The organism is Acinetobacter lwoffii, assembly GCF_022967985.1.
Classification (GTDB): domain Bacteria; phylum Pseudomonadota; class Gammaproteobacteria; order Pseudomonadales; family Moraxellaceae; genus Acinetobacter.
The window spans coordinates 56,771-76,283 of record NZ_JALJVC010000003.1 but is presented as its reverse complement, the minus strand read 5'-3'; the positions used below and the strand labels follow the sequence as shown (position 1 = coordinate 76,283).

The 19,513-nt window shown below is 44.3% G+C and carries 19 protein-coding genes; 11 read left to right on the top strand and 8 right to left on the bottom strand.

The features are described from left to right. Positions 1-340 precede the first annotated feature (340 nt). Positions 341-1,471, bottom strand: a complete 1,131-nt coding sequence (locus tag MWG72_RS03265; protein WP_247143221.1) for an endonuclease/exonuclease/phosphatase family protein — start codon at positions 1,469-1,471, stop codon at positions 341-343. 188 nt (positions 1,472-1,659) lie between these two features. Here MWG72_RS03265 and asd point away from each other — a divergent pair, with 188 nt between their 5' ends. From asd to truA, 5 genes are all read left to right on the top strand, one after another. After that, positions 1,660-2,778 (top strand): aspartate-semialdehyde dehydrogenase, encoded by a 1,119-nt coding sequence (gene asd, locus MWG72_RS03260; RefSeq protein WP_247143220.1) that lies wholly within the window; start codon positions 1,660-1,662, stop codon positions 2,776-2,778. A 120-nt stretch (positions 2,779-2,898) separates the two neighbouring features. Beyond that, positions 2,899-4,485, top strand: coding sequence for a FimV/HubP-related protein (locus MWG72_RS03255; RefSeq protein ID WP_247143219.1), 1,587 nt, complete (start codon positions 2,899-2,901; stop codon positions 4,483-4,485). 66 nt (positions 4,486-4,551) lie between these two features. Beyond that, positions 4,552-5,937 (top strand): FimV/HubP family polar landmark protein, encoded by a 1,386-nt coding sequence (locus MWG72_RS03250; protein ID WP_247143218.1) that lies wholly within the window; start codon positions 4,552-4,554, stop codon positions 5,935-5,937. A gap of 47 nt (positions 5,938-5,984) precedes the next feature. Next, the gene (locus tag MWG72_RS03245) at positions 5,985-6,953 is read left to right on the top strand and encodes an asparaginase domain-containing protein (RefSeq protein WP_247143217.1); all 969 of its coding nucleotides are present in this window, start codon (positions 5,985-5,987) and stop codon (positions 6,951-6,953) included. 15 nt (positions 6,954-6,968) lie between these two features. After that, on the top strand, positions 6,969-7,766 hold the full coding sequence (gene truA / locus MWG72_RS03240) for a tRNA pseudouridine(38-40) synthase TruA (RefSeq protein WP_005107961.1): 798 nt from the start codon (positions 6,969-6,971) through the stop codon (positions 7,764-7,766). Positions 7,767-7,858: 92 nt separating this feature from the next. Here truA and MWG72_RS03235 read toward each other — a convergent pair whose 3' ends face one another. Then, positions 7,859-8,866 (bottom strand): AraC family transcriptional regulator, encoded by a 1,008-nt coding sequence (locus tag MWG72_RS03235; protein ID WP_005107962.1) that lies wholly within the window; start codon positions 8,864-8,866, stop codon positions 7,859-7,861. Positions 8,867-9,097: 231 nt separating this feature from the next. Here MWG72_RS03235 and infA point away from each other — a divergent pair, with 231 nt between their 5' ends. The 3 genes from infA (at position 9,098) to MWG72_RS03220 (ending at position 10,377) form a co-directional block, all read left to right on the top strand. Beyond that, on the top strand, positions 9,098-9,319 hold the full coding sequence (infA, locus tag MWG72_RS03230; RefSeq protein ID WP_001284370.1) for a translation initiation factor IF-1: 222 nt from the start codon (positions 9,098-9,100) through the stop codon (positions 9,317-9,319). A 134-nt stretch (positions 9,320-9,453) separates the two neighbouring features. Continuing rightward, positions 9,454-9,834 carry a hypothetical protein gene (locus MWG72_RS03225; protein WP_247143216.1) on the top strand — a complete coding sequence of 127 codons (381 nt, stop codon included), beginning with the start codon at positions 9,454-9,456 and terminating at the stop codon, positions 9,832-9,834. Positions 9,835-9,978: 144 nt separating this feature from the next. Then, a complete protein-coding gene (locus MWG72_RS03220) occupies positions 9,979-10,377 on the top strand; it encodes a hypothetical protein (protein WP_004278492.1) in 399 nt (132 codons plus the stop codon). A gap of 73 nt (positions 10,378-10,450) precedes the next feature. Here MWG72_RS03220 and leuB read toward each other — a convergent pair whose 3' ends face one another. The 4 genes from leuB to leuC form a co-directional block, all read right to left on the bottom strand. Further along, the gene (gene leuB / locus MWG72_RS03215; RefSeq protein ID WP_247143215.1) at positions 10,451-11,530 is read right to left on the bottom strand and encodes a 3-isopropylmalate dehydrogenase; all 1,080 of its coding nucleotides are present in this window, start codon (positions 11,528-11,530) and stop codon (positions 10,451-10,453) included. A 42-nt stretch (positions 11,531-11,572) separates the two neighbouring features. Next, positions 11,573-12,136, bottom strand: a complete 564-nt coding sequence (locus MWG72_RS03210) for a hypothetical protein (RefSeq protein WP_247143214.1) — start codon at positions 12,134-12,136, stop codon at positions 11,573-11,575. An 87-nt stretch (positions 12,137-12,223) separates the two neighbouring features. Next, the gene (leuD, locus tag MWG72_RS03205) at positions 12,224-12,874 is read right to left on the bottom strand and encodes a 3-isopropylmalate dehydratase small subunit (RefSeq protein ID WP_114541288.1); all 651 of its coding nucleotides are present in this window, start codon (positions 12,872-12,874) and stop codon (positions 12,224-12,226) included. A 21-nt stretch (positions 12,875-12,895) separates the two neighbouring features. Beyond that, positions 12,896-14,344, bottom strand: coding sequence for a 3-isopropylmalate dehydratase large subunit (gene leuC, locus MWG72_RS03200; protein WP_247143213.1), 1,449 nt, complete (start codon positions 14,342-14,344; stop codon positions 12,896-12,898). Between the two features lie 259 nt (positions 14,345-14,603). Here leuC and MWG72_RS03195 point away from each other — a divergent pair, with 259 nt between their 5' ends. From MWG72_RS03195 to ovoA, 3 genes are all read left to right on the top strand, one after another. Then, complete coding sequence (locus MWG72_RS03195) at positions 14,604-14,840, top strand: DUF2061 domain-containing protein (protein ID WP_004278497.1); 237 nt, start codon at positions 14,604-14,606, stop codon at positions 14,838-14,840. A 192-nt stretch (positions 14,841-15,032) separates the two neighbouring features. Further along, positions 15,033-15,908 (top strand): LysR family transcriptional regulator, encoded by an 876-nt coding sequence (locus tag MWG72_RS03190; protein ID WP_005107972.1) that lies wholly within the window; start codon positions 15,033-15,035, stop codon positions 15,906-15,908. Positions 15,909-16,057: 149 nt separating this feature from the next. Continuing rightward, positions 16,058-18,232, top strand: coding sequence for a 5-histidylcysteine sulfoxide synthase (ovoA, locus tag MWG72_RS03185; RefSeq protein ID WP_247143212.1), 2,175 nt, complete (start codon positions 16,058-16,060; stop codon positions 18,230-18,232). A 49-nt stretch (positions 18,233-18,281) separates the two neighbouring features. On the opposite strand, the gene MWG72_RS03180 is transcribed toward ovoA, so the two are convergent. Together MWG72_RS03180 and MWG72_RS03175 are read right to left on the bottom strand one after the other, a co-directional pair. After that, positions 18,282-18,530 carry a DUF2789 family protein gene (locus tag MWG72_RS03180; RefSeq protein WP_004278500.1) on the bottom strand — a complete coding sequence of 83 codons (249 nt, stop codon included), beginning with the start codon at positions 18,528-18,530 and terminating at the stop codon, positions 18,282-18,284. 160 nt (positions 18,531-18,690) lie between these two features. Next, on the bottom strand, positions 18,691-19,341 hold the full coding sequence (locus tag MWG72_RS03175; protein WP_086044150.1) for an HAD family hydrolase: 651 nt from the start codon (positions 19,339-19,341) through the stop codon (positions 18,691-18,693). Positions 19,342-19,513 lie beyond the last annotated feature (172 nt).

Sequence of the window (19,513 nt, the reverse complement as noted above, 5' to 3'; positions counted from 1 at the left end):
GCACTGTAAAAATATAGCTTTAAACCTAAAATTATCCTTAATAATCAATTAAATATTTAAAAAAATTCACTCTGAAAATAATTTAACCCGGGTTCTACATCCTGTAAAACCCGGGTTAATGAGGTTGTGCTTTCATCTATTATAATTGGTTCTATTTTTTGTGATTTCCCTTTCAGCATCATATCCATGATGTTTTCATTCAGCTTCGTCTTCCTTATGAGAATATCCTTTCTCGACTCCCTGTGCTGATAAACCTAGAATACCCAGATTCCCAACCCCTGCCCATTCGCAAGAAGCGTAAACTGTTGTAAGCAATATCGTACACTTTTCTTCTAAAAACCTATGAGATTTTGCCCCCTTCTTTATAAGCCAGGGCAACTTCATCAGTGACTATTTTTTCCTCTTTCTCTGCTTTCTGAATGCCCTCTTCAATGGCTTTTTGTGCTTCCTGCTCATCTTTATCAGTTTGTTCTAATTCTTCCTGAATATGCTCGAATACCCGACCGGTTTGTAAAACCAGAAAGACCGGAAAATGGTCAGAACCTACATGCGGTAAACGCTCCATGTGTACCAAGGCAAAATCGGTACTATGAAAGACGTGATCCAGCGACCAGCGGAAAAAAGGATAATCTGCGTGAAAAGTATTCACATAATGACGTCCTACCCGCGGATCCAGCAGCCCACTAATGCGTTGAAACAGGCGTGTGGTACGTGACCAGGCCACGTCATTCAGATCGCCCATGACGATACAGCTTTCATCCAGATCTTTAATCTGATCACCGACAATCAGCAGTTCAGCATCACGCAAGGTAGAATCCTTGGCCTCGGTCGGACTGGGTGGTTTGGGATGCAGACAGTAGAGCTGTACCGGTTGTCCTGAGCGTAAAATCACCGTGGTATGAATGGAGGGAATTTCATCACTCAGAATAAATTTAACCTCAGTTTCACTCAGTTCGAGCTTGCTATATAGATGCATGCCATACAGATTATCCAAAGGCACAGGCACGCGATAAGGATAATCAGCTTCAATCACCGAGAGTGCATTTTGCCAGTTTTGATCGGTTTCCAGAGTCAAAACCAGATCTGGCTGATGAATCTGGATCTGCTCGATCAGTAAATGATATTTGGTATTGGTAGTAAGTACATTGGAAACGACCAGGGAAATCTGACGTTGCGGATCCAGCTGATCATGCTTGACCTGCTTGACCTGTTTTTTCCAGATAAAGGTATAGGGCAATACCATTTTCAACTGATAGGCCAAAGCTGCCATCAGCCCGACAAAAAGCAGCTGATTCAACCAGTTCCAGGGATGATCAACCAGAAGAAAAAGAATAAAGGCGATAAAGCCCAATACCAGAATTTGTAAGCGTGGAAAATCCGCACCCCGAATCCACCATTCATCGCGTGGTATCAGTGACCAAAAACTTAACCAAATGACAATGATTGCCAGAATTTGGATAACCCATATCATAAACTGCGCTCTTAATTAAGTTATTATTTTTTCTAAAAGAAAAATGACGTTATCAATTTTGTATGTATCATAAAGCAGATATTTCTCTCAAGAATATTGATGTTTTGATTGTGTAGCTCTTGCAGTTGAGTCCCTTTTTGGTACACTCGAATCCCTTTTGATTTTTTAACGCACCGAGGCAAAGTGACATGAAAGTAGGTCTGGTCGGTTGGCGCGGGATGGTTGGTTCCGTCCTTATGCAACGTATGGTTGAAGAGAATGATTTTGCTCATTTTGAGCCATTCTATTTCTCTACCAGTAATGCAGGCGGTGAAGCGCCGGCATTTGGCGGTAAGACCGCCCCAGCACTTATGGATGCATCAGACATTAACAGTCTGAAGCAAATGAATGTCATTATTACCTGTCAAGGTGGCGACTATACTTCTGAAGTTTTCCCGAAACTGAAAGCTGAAGGCTGGAACGGTTACTGGATTGATGCAGCATCGACTTTACGTATGGATGATGAAGCCATCATCGTACTTGATCCGGTGAACATGCACGTGATCAAAGATGGTCTAGTCAAAGGCACCAAGACTTTTGTCGGTGGTAACTGTACGGTTTCCTTGATGCTGATGGGCTTGGGCGGTCTGTTCCAGAACAATCTGGTGGAATGGGCAACGTCAATGACGTATCAGGCCGCTTCTGGTGCGGGCGCGCAAAACATGCGTGAACTGATCAATGGTATGGGTTATTTATATAACAATACCAAAGAGTTGCTAGATGATCCGCGTTCTCCAATTCTGGATATCGACTCTAGAATTGCTGAATTACAACGTGGTGAAGGCTTCCCGTCTGCAAACTTTGGCGTTCCTTTGGCTGGTTCACTCATTCCTTATATCGACAAGCAACTGGAAAGCGGCCAGTCGAAAGAAGAATGGAAAGGTCAGGTTGAAACCAACAAGATTCTGGGCAACCAGCAGATCGTGCCAATTGATGGTCACTGCGTGCGTATTGGTGCCATGCGTTGTCACTCTCAGGCATTAACCCTGAAATTGAAAAAAGATGTACCTTTGGATGAAATCGAAGACATCATTGCACGTGCCAATGACTGGTCTAAAGTGGTTCCAAATACTCGTGAAGCATCGATGACTGATCTGACGCCTGTTGCTGTAACAGGTACTTTAAGCGTTCCAGTCGGCCGCCTGCGCAAGCTGAACATGGGTAAAGAATATCTGGGTGCATTCACTGTAGGTGACCAGTTGCTTTGGGGTGCTGCCGAGCCGTTACGCCGTATGCTGCGTATTTTGATTGATTATCAAAATACCTAATATCCTTTGGATATAAAGCCCAAAGCCGATCTTTATTGATCGGCTTTTTTATGTAACTATTGCGTAAGTATTTTACAAAAAACAAACATCCCGTTAATCTATAATTTTCGCTATGCGATAATGACTGAGCTCACGATTAAGATGACTGTACATAACAAATTAAAGCTTGCCATTTTAGCCATTGTTGCTTCACAAAACATTTATGCGGTTAATGTAGATCCGGTACAAATCCAGTCTGCACCTGGGGAATTGCTTTATGCAGAAATGAATTTTCGGCAATCCGATATCAATTTGCCGATTGAAGTCAGTCTGGCTTCGCCTGAAGATTTAATGTCGATTGGAGCATCGCATCAACCACCGGGTCATTTGAACTTTTTTACCCGGCGTAGCAATAATGGCACCGGGGTCATTACTATTACCTCTTCTCGACCAATGACAGAGCGCGAGCTGAATATTATTGTCAAAATCAAGGAAGGCAATGCTGCACGTCTGCAACATATCCGTACGCCCTTACAAGCTAAAACTGATTTATTAAAAGCTAGTCTCAAACAGAATGAACGCCCGCTTGCACCAGTTGTCGTCGTCAGTGAAAAAGATATTGCACTCAACTTACCCGTAAGTAGCCATTACAGTACAGCAGCTTCCGCTGCCTCAAATAAGCCACCGGTTTTAGAAAAGCCATTGGCATTGCAACGCACAGCACCACCTGTATTATCGAATATTTCCATTCCTAAAACTGCATTTGCACCAGCTGTAATGACATCAAGTCCAGCGATTCAGGCGCAAGCGATTGCGCCTGTGCTTAAAAGCGAGGCTGTAACTGCACCCGATATTCAAGCCCCAGTTAAAACTGCAGCGGCGCTTTCAGATTCAGTAAAGACCTCACAAGCAACTCTTGCATCGCCGGCTCCTGCAGCAGCCTCGACTACAAACAAACCAACCAGTACGATACCAGCAAATCAAAGTGCATCAGCACCAAATAAAGCAAATATGCAGAAAGCTGTAGAGTCCCATTCTGATCATCAAACTGCTTCCAGTGATCCATTGGTGAAAAAATTTGCTGAGGAACAAGCCAGAAAATCAACTGGATCAGCTAATCCGGTGAAAACTCCAGCTCCAGTTACTACAAAAGCTTCACCAGTCAAAGCAACTCCGAATCAGACTCAACCTACTTATGTAGTTCAATCCAATGAGTCACTGTGGGGAATTGCCTCACGAATTGCTCAACAGCAGCAGCGCCCGGTCAATGAAGTCATGCAACAAATTAAAAAAGACAATGAGCATGCTTTTATTGGAGGAAATGCCAATCGTCTACGTAAAGGTGCTGCATTGAACTTAAATACGACTCATCCTACACCTGCGCCTATTAAAGTCACTGCGGCAAAGCAAACCGAGCTACCGTCTAAGCCTACTGGCAAGACTAAATACCGCCTGAATCAGGCAGAAATGAGCCTAGTGGCTGAGAACCAGCGCGATTCCGGGCAAGTTTCTGCAAACCAGAACACAGAACGCAATCAAACATCAAAGGAATTGTCATTAAAAGTTATGACAGCCCGAGAAAAAACCGTTAAATTACAGAGAAACGTAACTGAATTAGAATTGGCACTCAATCAGAAGGATCACAGAATTCAGTTATTAAATGCGCGTCTGGCCCAGCTACAACAACAGCTCAAAGCCCAACAAGCAGATAAGAAGCCAATTAATTAAAAAGTTACACATGACGATTTATTGGGATAGGCGAACTTAAACTACTCTATCCCCAAGGGGTAAAACATGCTGATTTATGTGATTCCATTAGTGATATTGATCATCGTATTAATTGTCTTTAAAAAACGACAAGATGCTCAAGAATCAGATAAAGCAAAAACTAAAACGGTAAAAGCGAAAAAACCTGGCTCTGCTTCAAAAGCTGCTCCACAAAGAACCAAAGTAGTGGAGCCAGTCGGGGTCACAAAAAAATCAGCAACGCCATTATCAGCAGAAACACGCAAGAAAATTGAAGGCCTGATTCAGGAACGTAATTTTTTTGCGGCCGAAGCACAGATTAATCAGGCACTGAATCGGGATAATTCCCAGCATGAACTCTATCTGTTGTTATTGGATATTCATATCTTACAGCAAGATGATTTTGCAATTACTCAACTGATTAATCATATTCGTGCTCTGAAAATCGATGAAATTCTATCTCAGGCTGAAGAAAAAAGAAGCGCCTATGAAAGAGAAAAATCGGTTAAACCAGATCCAGTTTCTAAGTCTGTTGCTTTCGCATCGAATACAAGTGATTTTGATGAATTGAGTCTTACATCACTTCCTGTAGATACAAAAGCTGGTTTAGCATTCGAGCAACTACAACAAGAAAGTGCGCCAGTTAAAGAAGAACCAGCACCTCTTGAATTTAATTTTAAGCCGAGTGCTGCGCCTGCCTCAACCAGCGCAACAAAGACTGAGCCTGAACAAGACAACAGTTTTGACTTTAATCCAAAGAGTAGCTTTACTCAGAGTGTGCCGACTGAATCAGCACCAGTAGTGGTTAATGAAGTTCAGTTTGACTTTGAATCTTTTAAAGTAGAGCCAACAACGTCAGAAATTTCTTCTGTAGCTTCTGATCGTCTAGAAACAGATTCTGAAAATAAAACGAATCTTAATCAGATTCCTGATTTTGATCTCAATTTAAGCACTAATAATGAACAGTTACCGGCTAGCGATGAAGAAATCAAGCCTCTAGATTTTTCATTCTCACTTGACACACCTGTACCAGCAGCTGAGAAAATTGCGGTACCAGCGACTGAGTTTGATCTGTCCAGTTTGACAGCTGCAGCACCTGTGACAGAACCAATGCCACAAACCAATCTATCAAGCATAGATTTTAAATTAGATCATTTAGAAACCACGCCAGAAGCACCTGCTGCGACAGCGATGAATTTCGATCTTCCTGCTACGCTAGCTCACACAGTGATAGACCAGCATGATCCACTCGTGCAATCTTTCCCGGAATTACTGGATGTTAATGAAGCAGGTCTCAATCTTGATCTTGCCCAGCAATATATTCAACTCGGTGCCTATGCCGCTGCCCGTGAAATTATTGCCGAGCGAGAAGCTGAATATACTCCTGAACAACAGCAACGCGCAGAGCAATTACTGAATCAAATCGCATCTTGATGCATTTCGATTTACACTAAAGCAGTCAATAATTGGCTGCTTTTTTTATGATAAAAAATATTGCATTAATTTATATGGGTGGCACATTCGGCTGCGTGGGGGATCCTCTCGTACCGATGCCTGCTGATTTATTTATTCCAAAGCTCGAACAGATACTTGCAGAGCAGTATTTTATCGAATATCACCATGCACCCACCATTAAGGACAGTAGTGCCTGCACAGCAACCGACTGGTTGCAACTGGTACAGTTTATTCAGCAATTGCAATCGCGGCAGATCCAGCATTTTGTGATTATTCACGGTACAGATACGCTGAGTTATGCCAGTGCAGTACTGGCACATTTTATTGGAAACTCGGCGCATGTGGTACTGACCGGTAGCCAATATCCGCTGCTGAATGCTCAAGGCAATGAACAGCGTGAATTTAGTGATGCCCTAGATAACCTGAAATTTGCACTAGATTCCGTCAGCGAATGTAGCGCTGGGGTCTATCTGGCATTCCATCATCAGCTGCTACATGCGCAAACTGCACTGAAACAGCATACTACTGAGTTAAATGCCTTTTCCGGTCTTGAGGCCAATATTGCAATCCAAACCAGTCAAGCGTGTTATCAGATCAAAGCTGAAGATATTACGAAAGCGACTGAATTCAACTGCATGAGCATCATGATGCAGCCAGTTGATCTGACCCAGCAGCTGAATAACCTGAACAACCTATTGGCTCGACCACCACATTTTTTATTTCTGCAAGGTTTTGGCACTGGCAACCTGGCGGTCAATGACGCCATGATTGCACTCATTGATCAACTCTATGAGCAGGGCTGTATTTCCGTCTTGACCACCCAAGTGCCTTTTGGTGCGACGGATCAGCGCTATGCTATTGCCGAATGGGTCAATCATTGCAAAATTTTGCTGAATGAAAGTTATGGACATGCGGATCTGTATGCAAAAGCCCTAAAAATGTATTTACAATACGACACTGTAGAGCAATGGCATCGTCATTGGTACGATCAATAAGGTTTTGAGGTCATTATGCAACGTTTTGCGGTGGGAATTGAGTTTTGTGGGATGCATTATCGGGGATGGCAGACTCAACAGCCGGGAGTTGCAAGCGTACAGGAAACCATTGAGAAGGTTCTGAGCAAAGTTGCCGATCAACCGATCCTCTTGCATGGTGCCGGCCGCACGGATGCCGGGGTACATGCGACCAACATGGTGGCACATTTTGATACTGATGCCGTGCGTTCTGAACGTGGCTGGCTGATGGGCTGCAATAGCCAACTCCCTAAAGACATCTCGATCCAGTGGATCAAAGAAATGGATCACAGCTTCCATGCCCGTTTTAAGGCACAGGCGCGCCGCTATCGCTATGTGGTCTACAACCACCCTGTACGCCCGGCATTGCTGCATAAACAGGTCACCCATGTCTATGCACCGCTTGATGTTGAACAGATGATATACGCCGCGAAAAAGTTTGAAGGCACGCATAACTTTGAAAGCTTCCGCGCCGCAGCCTGTCAGTCCAATCAGCCCGTTCGTCATGTCAGCCATTGCCGCCTGATTCAGCATGGTCAGTATCTGGTACTGGATATTCAGGCCGATGGCTTTCTGCACCATATGGTGCGCAATATCATGGGATGTTTATTGGAAATTGGTCAGGGCATGTATGCTGCCGATCATATTGATAATATTTTCGCGGCAGAAGACCGTAAAGCTGCTGGTGTGACTGCGCCAGCAGATGGTTTGTATTTTATTCATGCTGATTATCCGGCGCAGTTTGAATTACCTGAATTACCCTTAGGTCCGCACTGGCTGAATATGCCGGAATAGTTTTTAAATTTTTTAGAATATTTACCTCCCCCTAACCCCTCCTAAAAGGAGGGGAATTCCTCCCTTTTTTAAAGAGAGGTTAGGAGGGATTTTTAACGCTGCTTCCGCTTCCGATATTCCACTGGCGTTTCATTGGTCCAGCGTTTAAAGGCACGATAGAAGGTACTTGGCTCGGAAAAACCGGTCAGATAGACAATCCGCTCGACGCTCTCATTGGTACTCGCCAGCAAACGCTTGGCCAGACGACAGCGATAATCCGAGAGAATCTGCTGAAAGCTGGTATGTGCCTCACTCAGTTGTGTTCTCAAACGGCGTGGCGTGATGTTCAGCTGGGCTGCCACAGTTTCTAGCGTGGTTTCGCCACTCTCCAAAGTAGAGCCGATTGCACGACGTACTTCACCGACCAGATCATATCTTGCCAGTTCCTGTAGCTTTTCAATGGCCAGTTGCTCATGCAGCTGCAACAGCTCAGGTTCAGCCTGCCACAGCGGATATTCCAGGATAGTCGGATCGAAATACAAACGAGTTTCTTTCTGACCTAGACTGACCGGACACTCATAAACCCGGAAGTATTCATCATCAGGTGCCCCTTTATAAAAATTAAAATCGATATAAATCGGCTCAAAACGCCCTTCGGTAATAAATTTAAAGAAACGCAGTACACCTGACATAGCACATTCAGTAAAATGACGATTGACCAGACTCTCAGCAAAAGGCTGTTCACCATTGGTTAAATAGCAGCGATCATCTTCAATCACTAATTTGGCAGCAAAGGCATCGCTGATCAGTCGCTGATAAGCCAAAGCACGTTTCAGTCCCTCACCAAAATTTTCAGATGAAACAAACAGGTGTTCAATGACCTGACCACGATAAAGTGGCAGGTGCTCACCCAGATGCAATCCAATGTCTGGGTCCTTGCTGACTTCCTCTGCCGCCACCCAAAAGGCATATTGGGCACTCAGCGGGGTACGGTCATTGGCTTCCACCTGATTTAAAGCCACTCCTGCTTTGGTCAAAAGTTCTTCTGTTGGCAACCCCGCACGACGAATCGCCTGATAGCCTAAACGCAATACGACTGATGCATCCGTTAGCTGACTCACTCAAAAGCCTTCCTTGTATGTACTTCATTTATACTTAAAAAGATTAATTTTAGATTAACTGTGATTGACCAAACTGACAACAGAAACAGGTGTCTTTTTAGTTAAAAAAATTATCGTGACAGTTCGCCTATTTTACTGGCAGATGATCAGTCTAACGCCCGTTTCGTCTTGTATTTTGCAAAAAAATTGACTATAATTTGCGCCTTTCCAATTTATTCATTCAGGTAGGCTATGGCCAATAAAGAGGAACTCATCGAGTTCGAAGGCGTTGTCACCGAGACGCTTCCTAATACTATGTTCCGTGTACGTTTAGAGAACGGTCACGAAGTGATTGCCCACATCTCTGGTAAAATGCGTAAACACTATATCCGTATTTTAACTGGCGACAGTGTGAAGGTTGAAATGACACCTTATGATTTGACTAAAGGTCGTATCACATATCGTGCACGCTAAGTTTTAGCGCAAGCAAAAGCCACTTTTAGTGGCTTTTTTATTACTTGAATTATTTATCAATCAATAAAATAATTTGACACAGCCTTATAAATTCACGACTATTCATTGAATTAAAAATAACATGTATAAAAACAATGAATATGAAATGCTTATCCCTACTTTCCAGCTTGTTTCTCGTTGCCTGCGCCACGGGCGGCAATCAGTATCTGCATCAGTCTCTACAACCTTATGTGGGTCAAACTGCCGCACAGGTTCGTAGCCAGCTTGATCTTCGTGCAATGGGATTCAAGACCTCCCAGCAACCGATTCAAACCACAGAATTTCTCAGCTACACTATTTTTCGGGATATGAATATTCCAATGGGAACGCCGAATATTAGTCAGAGCATTCCGATCGGCGCACCAATGCCGATGCCCTCAAATGGTGGTTATAACATTGAGATGAAATGCCAAATCTGGTTTGACTTGAAAGATGAAATTGTTCAGGCGATTCGCTTTACCGGTAGAGCTTGCTGAGCTGTACTCATCGAGTTCAAAGCCTGTATCGGATTAAATCAGGGATCAACCTCACCACGCTAAACTTCTACCGTGTATCAAATCACAACAGTATTTTTGCATGGAATGTGCTTACACTCATTTTATTTGGTGTGAGGACAGCTCATGAAGTTCACACTGATTTTAGTATGCTGTACAGCATTCAGTTTGCTTAATGCATGCAGCACCACCTCATCAACAACTGCGCAGCGTGATGCCTATTTACAACAGTTCATTGGGCAAAGCAGCCAACTGATCGATCAAACTCTGGATCTAAAACGTTTAGGTTACCAGCAGATCAGTGAGCCTGAACGCAGCGCAAAACAATTAAGTTATGTGGTACAACGCCCCATTACCATTCCTTTGCCTGTAGCGCAGTTTCCTGCCACAGGGACAGGCACTGTACCGATTCCAGTATCAGTAAGCCCTGCCGGCGGCTATGACGTCAAATTGCAATGTAAAATCACCTTCTTACTCAAAGATAATATTGCCACCGCGGTACGCACCACAGGCCGAACCTGTTAAGCCGTTTAAGCTTTGAAATTTCTATCATAAAAAAACGCAGCTCAAGGCTGCGTTTTTTTGAATCGAAACAGGCTTAGTTCAATGCAGCAACGACTGCTTGACCCATTTCAACCGTACCGACTTTTTGCATGCCTTCAGACATGATATCCGCCGTACGCAAGCCTTGATCCAAGACCTGACCTACTGCATCTTCAATCACTTTAGCAGCGGCTTCTTCACGGAAGGTATAACGCAGCATCATCGCCACCGAAAGAATCGTTGCCAATGGATTTGCCAGGTTTTGACCCGCGATATCTGGTGCAGAACCATGACAAGGCTCATACATGCCTTTGCCATTTTCATCCAGAGATGCCGATGGCAACATGCCGATTGAACCGGTCAACATCGCTGCTTCATCCGACAAGATATCACCGAACAGATTCGAGGTGACAATCACATCAAACTGCTTTGGCGCACGCACCAATTGCATTGCGGCATTGTCGACATACATGTGCGATAAATTAATTTCAGGATATTCGGCATCTTTCAGCGCAGTGACCGTCTGTTTCCACAGCTCAGTTACTTCAAGCACGTTGGCTTTATCCACTGAACACACTTTACCACCGCGCAAATTGGCCATTTCAAAAGCGACTTTGGCGATACGCTTGATTTCAGACTCTGAATAAACGTCGGTGTTATAGCCTTGCTTCTCGCCATTTTCCAGTTCACGAATACCACGTGGCTGACCGAAGTAAATACCACCGGTCAATTCACGTACAATCAGAATATCCAGACCTGCGACGATTTCAGGTTTTAAGCTTGAAGCATCAGCCAGTTGCGGATAAAGAATCGCTGGGCGCAAGTTGGCAAACAGGTTCAGTTCACTACGCAATTTCAATAAACCACGTTCCGGACGGATTGAACGCTCAATGGTATCCCATTTTGGACCGCCCACGGCACCCAGTAGAATCGCATCAGCTTTTTTAGCCTGTTCAGAGGTTACTTCAGGATACGGTGAACCATGTGCATCAATGGCTGCACCACCGAGTAAACCCTGTTCCCATGTCAAATCGAGATTAAATTTTTCATTTACACGAGTCAGCACCTGCTCTGCCGCCTTGACAATTTCAGGACCGATACCGTCACCAGCTAAAATCAAAATTTGTTTAGACATGAGATTTTCCGTTTAAAACGTCAGATTCAGACCTGACAGAGGTTAAATTTTCTTTTCTACAAACTCTGCAATCCCGGTGACTGCATTATAGGGTTTGCAAAAACGACGAATGGTTTTTTGCTCTTGTACCAGATCTACGCAAAGCGGATCCGGTGCCGAAGCATTTAATAAACTGCTGCTACGCGCACTACGGTCACGGAACATTTTTAAGCTATAGCGGTTATTGGCCTGAAAACGATGGAATACATGTAAAGTTTCCGCTTTATCCTTACTGATCGGATAGAAACGCACGACCAGTTCATGCTGTCCTGCCGGCACGGATAAATAAATCGGATTGGCCTGATTTAAATTTTTGGCCTGCAAGCGCACCAGTTTCTGCTTCAGCGCCTCATCACTGATGCGGCCATTGTCGGCGTTGACAATAATGGTCTGATTGAAGCGTTCGAACTGACAATCTGGCGTCCCTGTACAGTAGATCAGGGCATTGCTTTTGCTCTCAGTATTTTCTTTGGCATGTTTGAGTTTCATCGTGTCGATGCTTTGACATGCAGTCAACAGCACCGATACTGAACTTAAAGCAAGCCACTGTTTCCAATAATTCGCCATAATGTCTGTCTTACCCAATCAAAAAACTCAATAATCTTCCGATATTAGCAAGGGCATCGCAGTCATGCCATGACAATTTTTACTGATTTATCCATGAATTTCGGCAAATACCCAAGGACGCGATTGTTTGGTTTTTTCTTCATAGGCACGAATATCATCCGCCACCTGCAAAGTTAAGCCAATATCATCCAGACCATTTAACAGGCAATGCTTGCGAAATGGATCGACTTCGAACTTAAAGCTTTCACCTGTAGGGGTGCGAACTTCTTGTGCCTGCAAGTCAATGGTCAGTTGATAGCCTTCATCTGCCGCACATTCCTTAAATAACTGCTCAACAATATCTTCAGCCAAAATCACGGGCAACATACCGTTTTTAAAACAGTTATTAAAGAAAATATCAGCAAAGCTTGGCGCAATCACGGTACGGAAACCATATTCGCTCAAGGCCCACGGCGCATGTTCACGGCTAGAACCACAACCAAAGTTGGCACGTGAAATTAAAATAGATGCGCCCTGATAACGTGGCTGGTTCAAGACAAAGTCCGGATTGATCGGACGAACTGAATTGTCCTGACCTGGATAACCTTCATCCAAGTAACGCAATTCGTCAAACAAATTTTCACCGAAACCGGTACGTTTGATCGATTTCAAAAACTGTTTTGGAATAATTAAATCTGTATCGACATTGGCACGGTCTAAAGGTGCAACGATACCTTGTTCAACGGTATAAGCTTTCATGTCTGTGCTCCTACGTACCAATTAAAATGAACGGACATCAACAAAGTGACCTGCGATCGCAGCAGCGGCTGCCATGGCTGGACTCACCAGATGAGTACGACCGCCATTGCCCTGACGACCTTCAAAGTTACGGTTCGAAGTCGACGCACAATGCTCACCTGGTTGTAATTTGTCGGCATTCATCGCCAGACACATTGAACAGCCGGGTTCACGCCATTCGAAGCCCGCTTCGACAAATACCTTGTCCAGACCTTCCGCTTCTGCCTGAGCTTTGACCAATCCAGAACCAGGAACCACCATCGCCTGTTTGATTGAAGATGCGACTTTACGACCTTTAATCACTTCGGCTGCAGCGCGGATATCTTCAATACGCGAATTGGTACATGAACCGATAAATACACGATCTAACTGGATGTCTGCTAATGCCTGACCTGCATTTAAGCCCATATATTGATAAGCACGGTTCCAGTCATTGCGTTGTACATCATCTTTGGCTTGTTCTAAAGTCGGTACTGCTTGAGAGACCGGAATCACCATCTCAGGGGAAGTACCCCAAGACACTTGTGGCTCGATTTCTTCACCTTGCAACACGACCACCGTATCAAAGTATGCGTCATCATCTGAATGTAAAGTATTCCAGTAAGCAACAGCCTGATCCCACTGATCTGCAGTCGGCGCATACGGACGGCCTTTAACATACTCAATGGTTTTTTCATCGACAGCCACCATGCCGACACGGGCACCGGCTTCAATCGCCATGTTGCACACAGTCATACGACCTTCAATCGACATGTCACGGAAGACCTGACCGCCAAATTCAATCGCGTGACCAGTACCGCCTGCGGTACCGATCTTGCCAATAATCGCCAAGACCACATCTTTTGGTGTTACACCCTGACCTAATTTGCCATCAACACGCACCAGCATGTTTTTCATCTTCTTTTGAACCAGGCATTGGGTCGCCAATACATGTTCAACTTCGGATGTCCCGATCCCATGCGCCAAGCAGCCAAAAGCACCATGGGTTGCTGTATGCGAATCACCACATACCACGGTCATGCCCGGTAAGGTCAAGCCCTGCTCCGGCCCAACTACATGCGCGATGCCCTGACGGATATCGTTAATATCAAATTCAACAATATTAAAGGTCTTGCAGTTATCATCCAAGGTTTGCACCTGAATGCGCGAGGTTTCATCTTCAATTCCGGCTACGCCCTGCTCACGCTCTTTTTTCGAGGTCGGTACGTTATGATCCGGTGTAGCAATATTCGCGCTTAAACGCCATGGCTTGCGCCCGGCCAATTGCAACCCTTCAAATGCCTGTGGTGAGGTTACTTCATGCAACAGGTGACGGTCGATATAGAGTAAGGCAGAACCATCATCACGTTGCGTTACTAAATGGTCATCCCACAACTTGTCATATAGTGTTTTTGCATTTTGCTTTTGTACTGTTTGGGTCTCGCCTGCCATGTCGATATACTCCACTGGACTGGGTAAATTCTTTCTCTGATTTTGATTATATCGCTGCAATCACATAAATCTAATTTATCATTTTTATCAGTTAAAAAACTTTTTGGAATCTTTTAAAAGCTGAATCAAATTATGCTTTAGCTCTATTTCCATAAATCTAATTTTCCGATTAATTTATAAAAAATATTCGCTTTTACAAATCAAATGAGAATTATTATTATTTCTTCATCGACAGAGATTATTTTTAAGGAACTTCGACATGGCACATATTCAACGCTTTGTAGACAACAACCAGCGCATGTTCAAAAAGACCTTCAGCTACTACATTATGCATATTACAGTAGCGATGATTGTGGGTTACTTGGTGACTGGCAGTTTGACCATGGCCATTGCCTTAAGTTTATTAGAGCCAACGGTACAAGCAGTGGCTTTCTTCTTCCACGAAAAAATCTGGGAGGGTAATAACCAACAGCAGAATGAGGACATTACCGTCTAAACTCTTCGGTCGAGGTTCCAGATGAAAGGCTGTTTTGAGAAAGGCAGTCTTTTTTAGTTTTTAAAATGCCAAGGCTTTGAAAATGTATAGTAATTCAGCACTGCAACATAGATAAGGTAATTTTACTTTGATTTATTCTTAAAATGTAACAATAATAGATTTACACATAAAAATTCTTTATAGGTGATTAAGATGAATCTCGCAGCCTTTGAAGCCTTCGTGAAAGTCATGGAAACCGGTTCGATTTCTCTGGCCGCAGATCAGCTCTTCATTACCCAGCCTGCTGTCACCAAACGTATTCACAGTCTGGAAGAATACTTTGGGGTCAAGCTGTTTGAATCTGCCGGACGTGGCGTACAGGCCACCCACGCGGCGCATTCGCTGTTGCCTAAAGTGAAAAACTGGCTGAATGAACTCGGTGATATTCATTATACCTTGAGCCATGAACAGGGTCAGGTACAGGGCAAACTAAAAATTGGTACCAGCCATCATATCGGCCTGCATCATCTGCCGAGTCATTTGCGCCATTATGTCCAGGAATATCCGGACGTGACCCTGGATGTGCATTTTGTTGATTCCGAGCAAGCACATGAACAGGTAATTGCCGGCGATCTTGAACTGGCATTTTTAACCTTGCCGCCCCGTGGTGATGCGCGTCTGAATTACGTAACCATCTGGAATGATCCTCTGGTCTTTGTGGTGGCACCGTTTCATCCGCTGGCACAGCAAAAAAATCTGTGTCTGGAAGATTTGCTCGACTATCCAAGCCTGTTGCCATCATCACAGACCTATACCTCGCAAATTACTTTGGCCGAATTTGAAAAACAGGGTATTAAACCGAAAGTCAGTATGAGCAATAATCCGCTGGAATCAATCCGGATGCTGGTATCGATTGGCTTAGGCTGGTCGGTACTGCCAAAAACTTTGGTCAATCATGACCTTCACCAACTAGATATTAATCTGGAAATGAACCGTCGCTTGGGCATGGTCTGGCATCCGGGTCGTACGCAGTCCAAAGCGGCACAGGCTTTGGTTCAGCTCATGCAAGGCGCCTCGCTGTCTATTTAAGCTGTTCCTGAACATGCTGCATCCAAAACGGTGCAGCATTTTGTTACCTAAATACACCCCATCTGGCGATATCTTTCGAGTATTTTTAAGACAATTCCATTCTTTTGCAGTGCAGAGGAATGCTTAAACTATTCGATGGAGCCTGACGGATGCAGCTCGATTCTCCCCTAAAATCCCACTCTCAAGATAAAACCAATACAAGCAGCCTGTGGCTTTCGGCCAAACCGATGCTGCTGCCCACGCCGGCACTTGATTTTGCCGATGAACAGACTGCCCGGCACTGCCTGCGCGAATATTTCCTGAACACCTTTGACACCTATGAACAACTGTTTGAATGCCTCAAACATGAAGATGCATTTTTCATCAAGCCGATTACTTTACGTCATCCGCTAATTTTTTATTTTGCCCATACCGCCACTTTTTTTGTCAATAAACTGCTGCTCAGCAAGCTAATTAGCGAACGCGTAAATCCGCATTTTGAAAGTATCTTCGCGATCGGTGTAGACGAGATGAGCTGGGATGACCTGGATGAAGTGCACTATGACTGGCCCAGTGTGCAGGAAGTCCGTGATTATCGGCATCAGGTACGCGCCCTGATCCTGAACATCCTTGAACATGCTCCGCTAACTCTACCCTTAAACTGGCAAAACCCTTGGTGGACCATCATCATGGGCATCGAACATGAACGGATCCATCTGGAAACTTCTTCTGTGCTGATCCGCCAGCATGCTTTGGAACATGTACGCCAGCATCCGCAATGGCGTGCCAATATTATTACCGGCATGGCCCCGGATAATATTTTGCTGGATGTGCCGGAAGGCAAAGTGCATTTACAGAAAGATTTTAACCATCCATTTTATGGCTGGGACAATGAATACGGCCGGCATGAAGCCGAGGTTGCAGCTTTTGCAGCCTCCAAATATCTGGTATCGAATCAGGAATTTCTGGCCTTTGTCGAAGCTGATGGCTATCAGACCGAACACTACTGGAGTGAAGAAAGTCTAGGCTGGCTGCAATTTTCACAAGCTGCTCATCCCTGTTTCTGGCGCAAAACTGAATTAGGCTGGTCACTGCGATTGATGCTAGAAGAAGTGCCGATGCCTTGGGACTGGCCGGTAGAGGTGAATTATCATGAAGCCAAGGCCTTTTGTCAGTGGAAATCCCAACTGCTGGGAAAAACCATTCGCTTGCCGACTGAAGATGAATGGTATCGCCTGTATGCAGTTTCCGATCTGGATTCAGATTTACCGAGCCCTGAACAGGCCAATATCGAGTTGAAATACGGCACCAGCTCCTGTCCGGTCGATCATTTCAAGCAGGGCGATTTTTATGATATTCAGGGCAATGTCTGGCAGTGGACTGAAACTCCGATCTATCCATTTCAGGGTTTTCAGGTGCATCCGCTTTATGATGATTTCAGTACACCAACCTTTGACGGTCGCCATAACCTGATGAAAGGTGGCTCCTGGATTTCGGCGGGCAATGAAGCTTTATATAGTTCCCGCTACGCCTTCAGACGGCATTTCTTTCAGCACGCTAGTTTTCGCTACGTCGCTTCTGATCAAGCATTGCAACATTTCCCTTCGCATTATGAAAGCGACCAGCTGGTCTCCCAATATCTGGAATTCCAGTATGGTATCGAATATTTTGGTATCGCTAATTTTGCCAAAACACTGGTCGATCTGGCACAACCCTATTTTCAGCAAACGCCGTGCCATCGTGCCTTAGATATTGGCTGTGCTACCGGCCGCGCCAGCTTTGAACTGGCACGCTCTTTTGATCAGGTAACCGGTTTGGACTTTTCGGCACGCTTTATCCAGCAAGCAGTTTATTTGGCTCAAGGCGACAGGGTACGTTATCAACTGCCACTAGAAGGTGAATTAAGCGAAGAAAAAAGCTGTTCACTTGAAGATGTCGCTTTGGATCAGGTTGCGCCAAAAACGGAATTTTTTCAGGCCGACGCCTGCAATCTTAAAGCACATTTTAGCGGCTATGATTTTATTCTGGCAGCGAATCTGATTGACCGGTTGCATCATCCGAAAGACTTTTTGGCGCACATTCATGAACGTATCAATATGGGCGGAGTTTTAATGCTGAGTTCGCCTTATACCTGGCTGGAAGAACATACGGCGCGTAGTGAATGGCTGGGCGGTTTTCAGCAAGATGGGGGAAATATTACAACCTTGGCTGGTATTTCCAATATTTTAACCCAGCACTTTGAATTGGTGACCGAACCCCAAGATGTCCCTTTTGTGATTCGTGAAACGGCCAGAAAGTATCAACATACCCTGTCACAAGTCACGATCTGGAAACGGGTTCGCTAAAGGTAAGGTGATGGCCTAAAAAAGCCAATCATACGATTGGCTTTATATCTTATCCTTCACTGGTTGAATTTTCATGCAAGGATTCATTGAGTTGATCTACCACAATCGCCCATTCGCCATCAGATGCTATTTTCTCGCTTAAAAATTGACGTTGTGCCTCTGACCAATACGGCGCATCCAGTAAAGTCAGATCTTTATGCAATTGATGCTCGTGAATAAATGTTTCAATACCTTCTGCACTGGCATCCAAGCCAAGCTGCTGGAACAGATGTGTCATACGCGGTCGAACGTGAGTCATATCTCATACCTCAGAATCTACTATTGTTATCATGTCCTGTTTTTTGAGCATAGCATGTCTGATTCAGCCGGACTATGAAAAAACATTAATATTCAAATGAGGCAAATAAAAAGCACAACCGAAGTTGTACTTAATAATCACATCAATGAGTTCGGAGTGATTAGATCGACCAGTCCTGTATTTCCCAGCCTTGTTCTTGGGCTAGAGTTTCCAAGCGATCATCCGGATTCACTGCAATCGCATGATCCGCATATTCCAGCAAGAAACGGTCATTAATCGAATCTGAATAGGCCCAAGACTCGGTTACATTGCGACCCTCCAGCCATTGTTCCAGACGCACCAACTTGCCTTGCTGATAGCACGCTGTATTGATGACTTTACCAGTATATTTACCATCAATGACTTCAGCATTGGTGGCAATAATTTCAGTAATTCCGAATTCACGAAAAATGGGTGCGGTAATAAAGTCTGAAGTCGCGGTAATCCCCACTAAGGCATGCCCTGCTTCACGGTGGCGCTCAATGGCTTTAAAACCTTCAGGACGCATTTGTGGACGAATGACTTTTTGCATGAACAGTTGATGTAATTCAGTCAAATAATCATTGTCATGTTTGGTCAGAAACTGGAACACAAATTCATTATAGGCATAGGGATCTAACTGGCCTTTTTTATAATCGTCATAGAACTTGTCGTTCATGGCGCGATGCTGAACTGGATCGACCAGGCCCTCACTGACCAAAAACTCTCCCCAAGAATGATCCGAATCCGTGTTTAACAAGGTGTGATCGAGATCAAATAGCGCCAATTTCATGAAAATACTCGTTAAAACTGAAATTTAAGAAAAAAATTGTAAATCTATCTCCGCTAGTCGATAGAAATTCGTTAAGATCATAGCAATTTTAACATTTTTAAACTTTGCTTTTTTCGAGTTGGATAACGAAATAATGCTCCCCGATGGCAAAGGCATAAATTAAACAATTTTT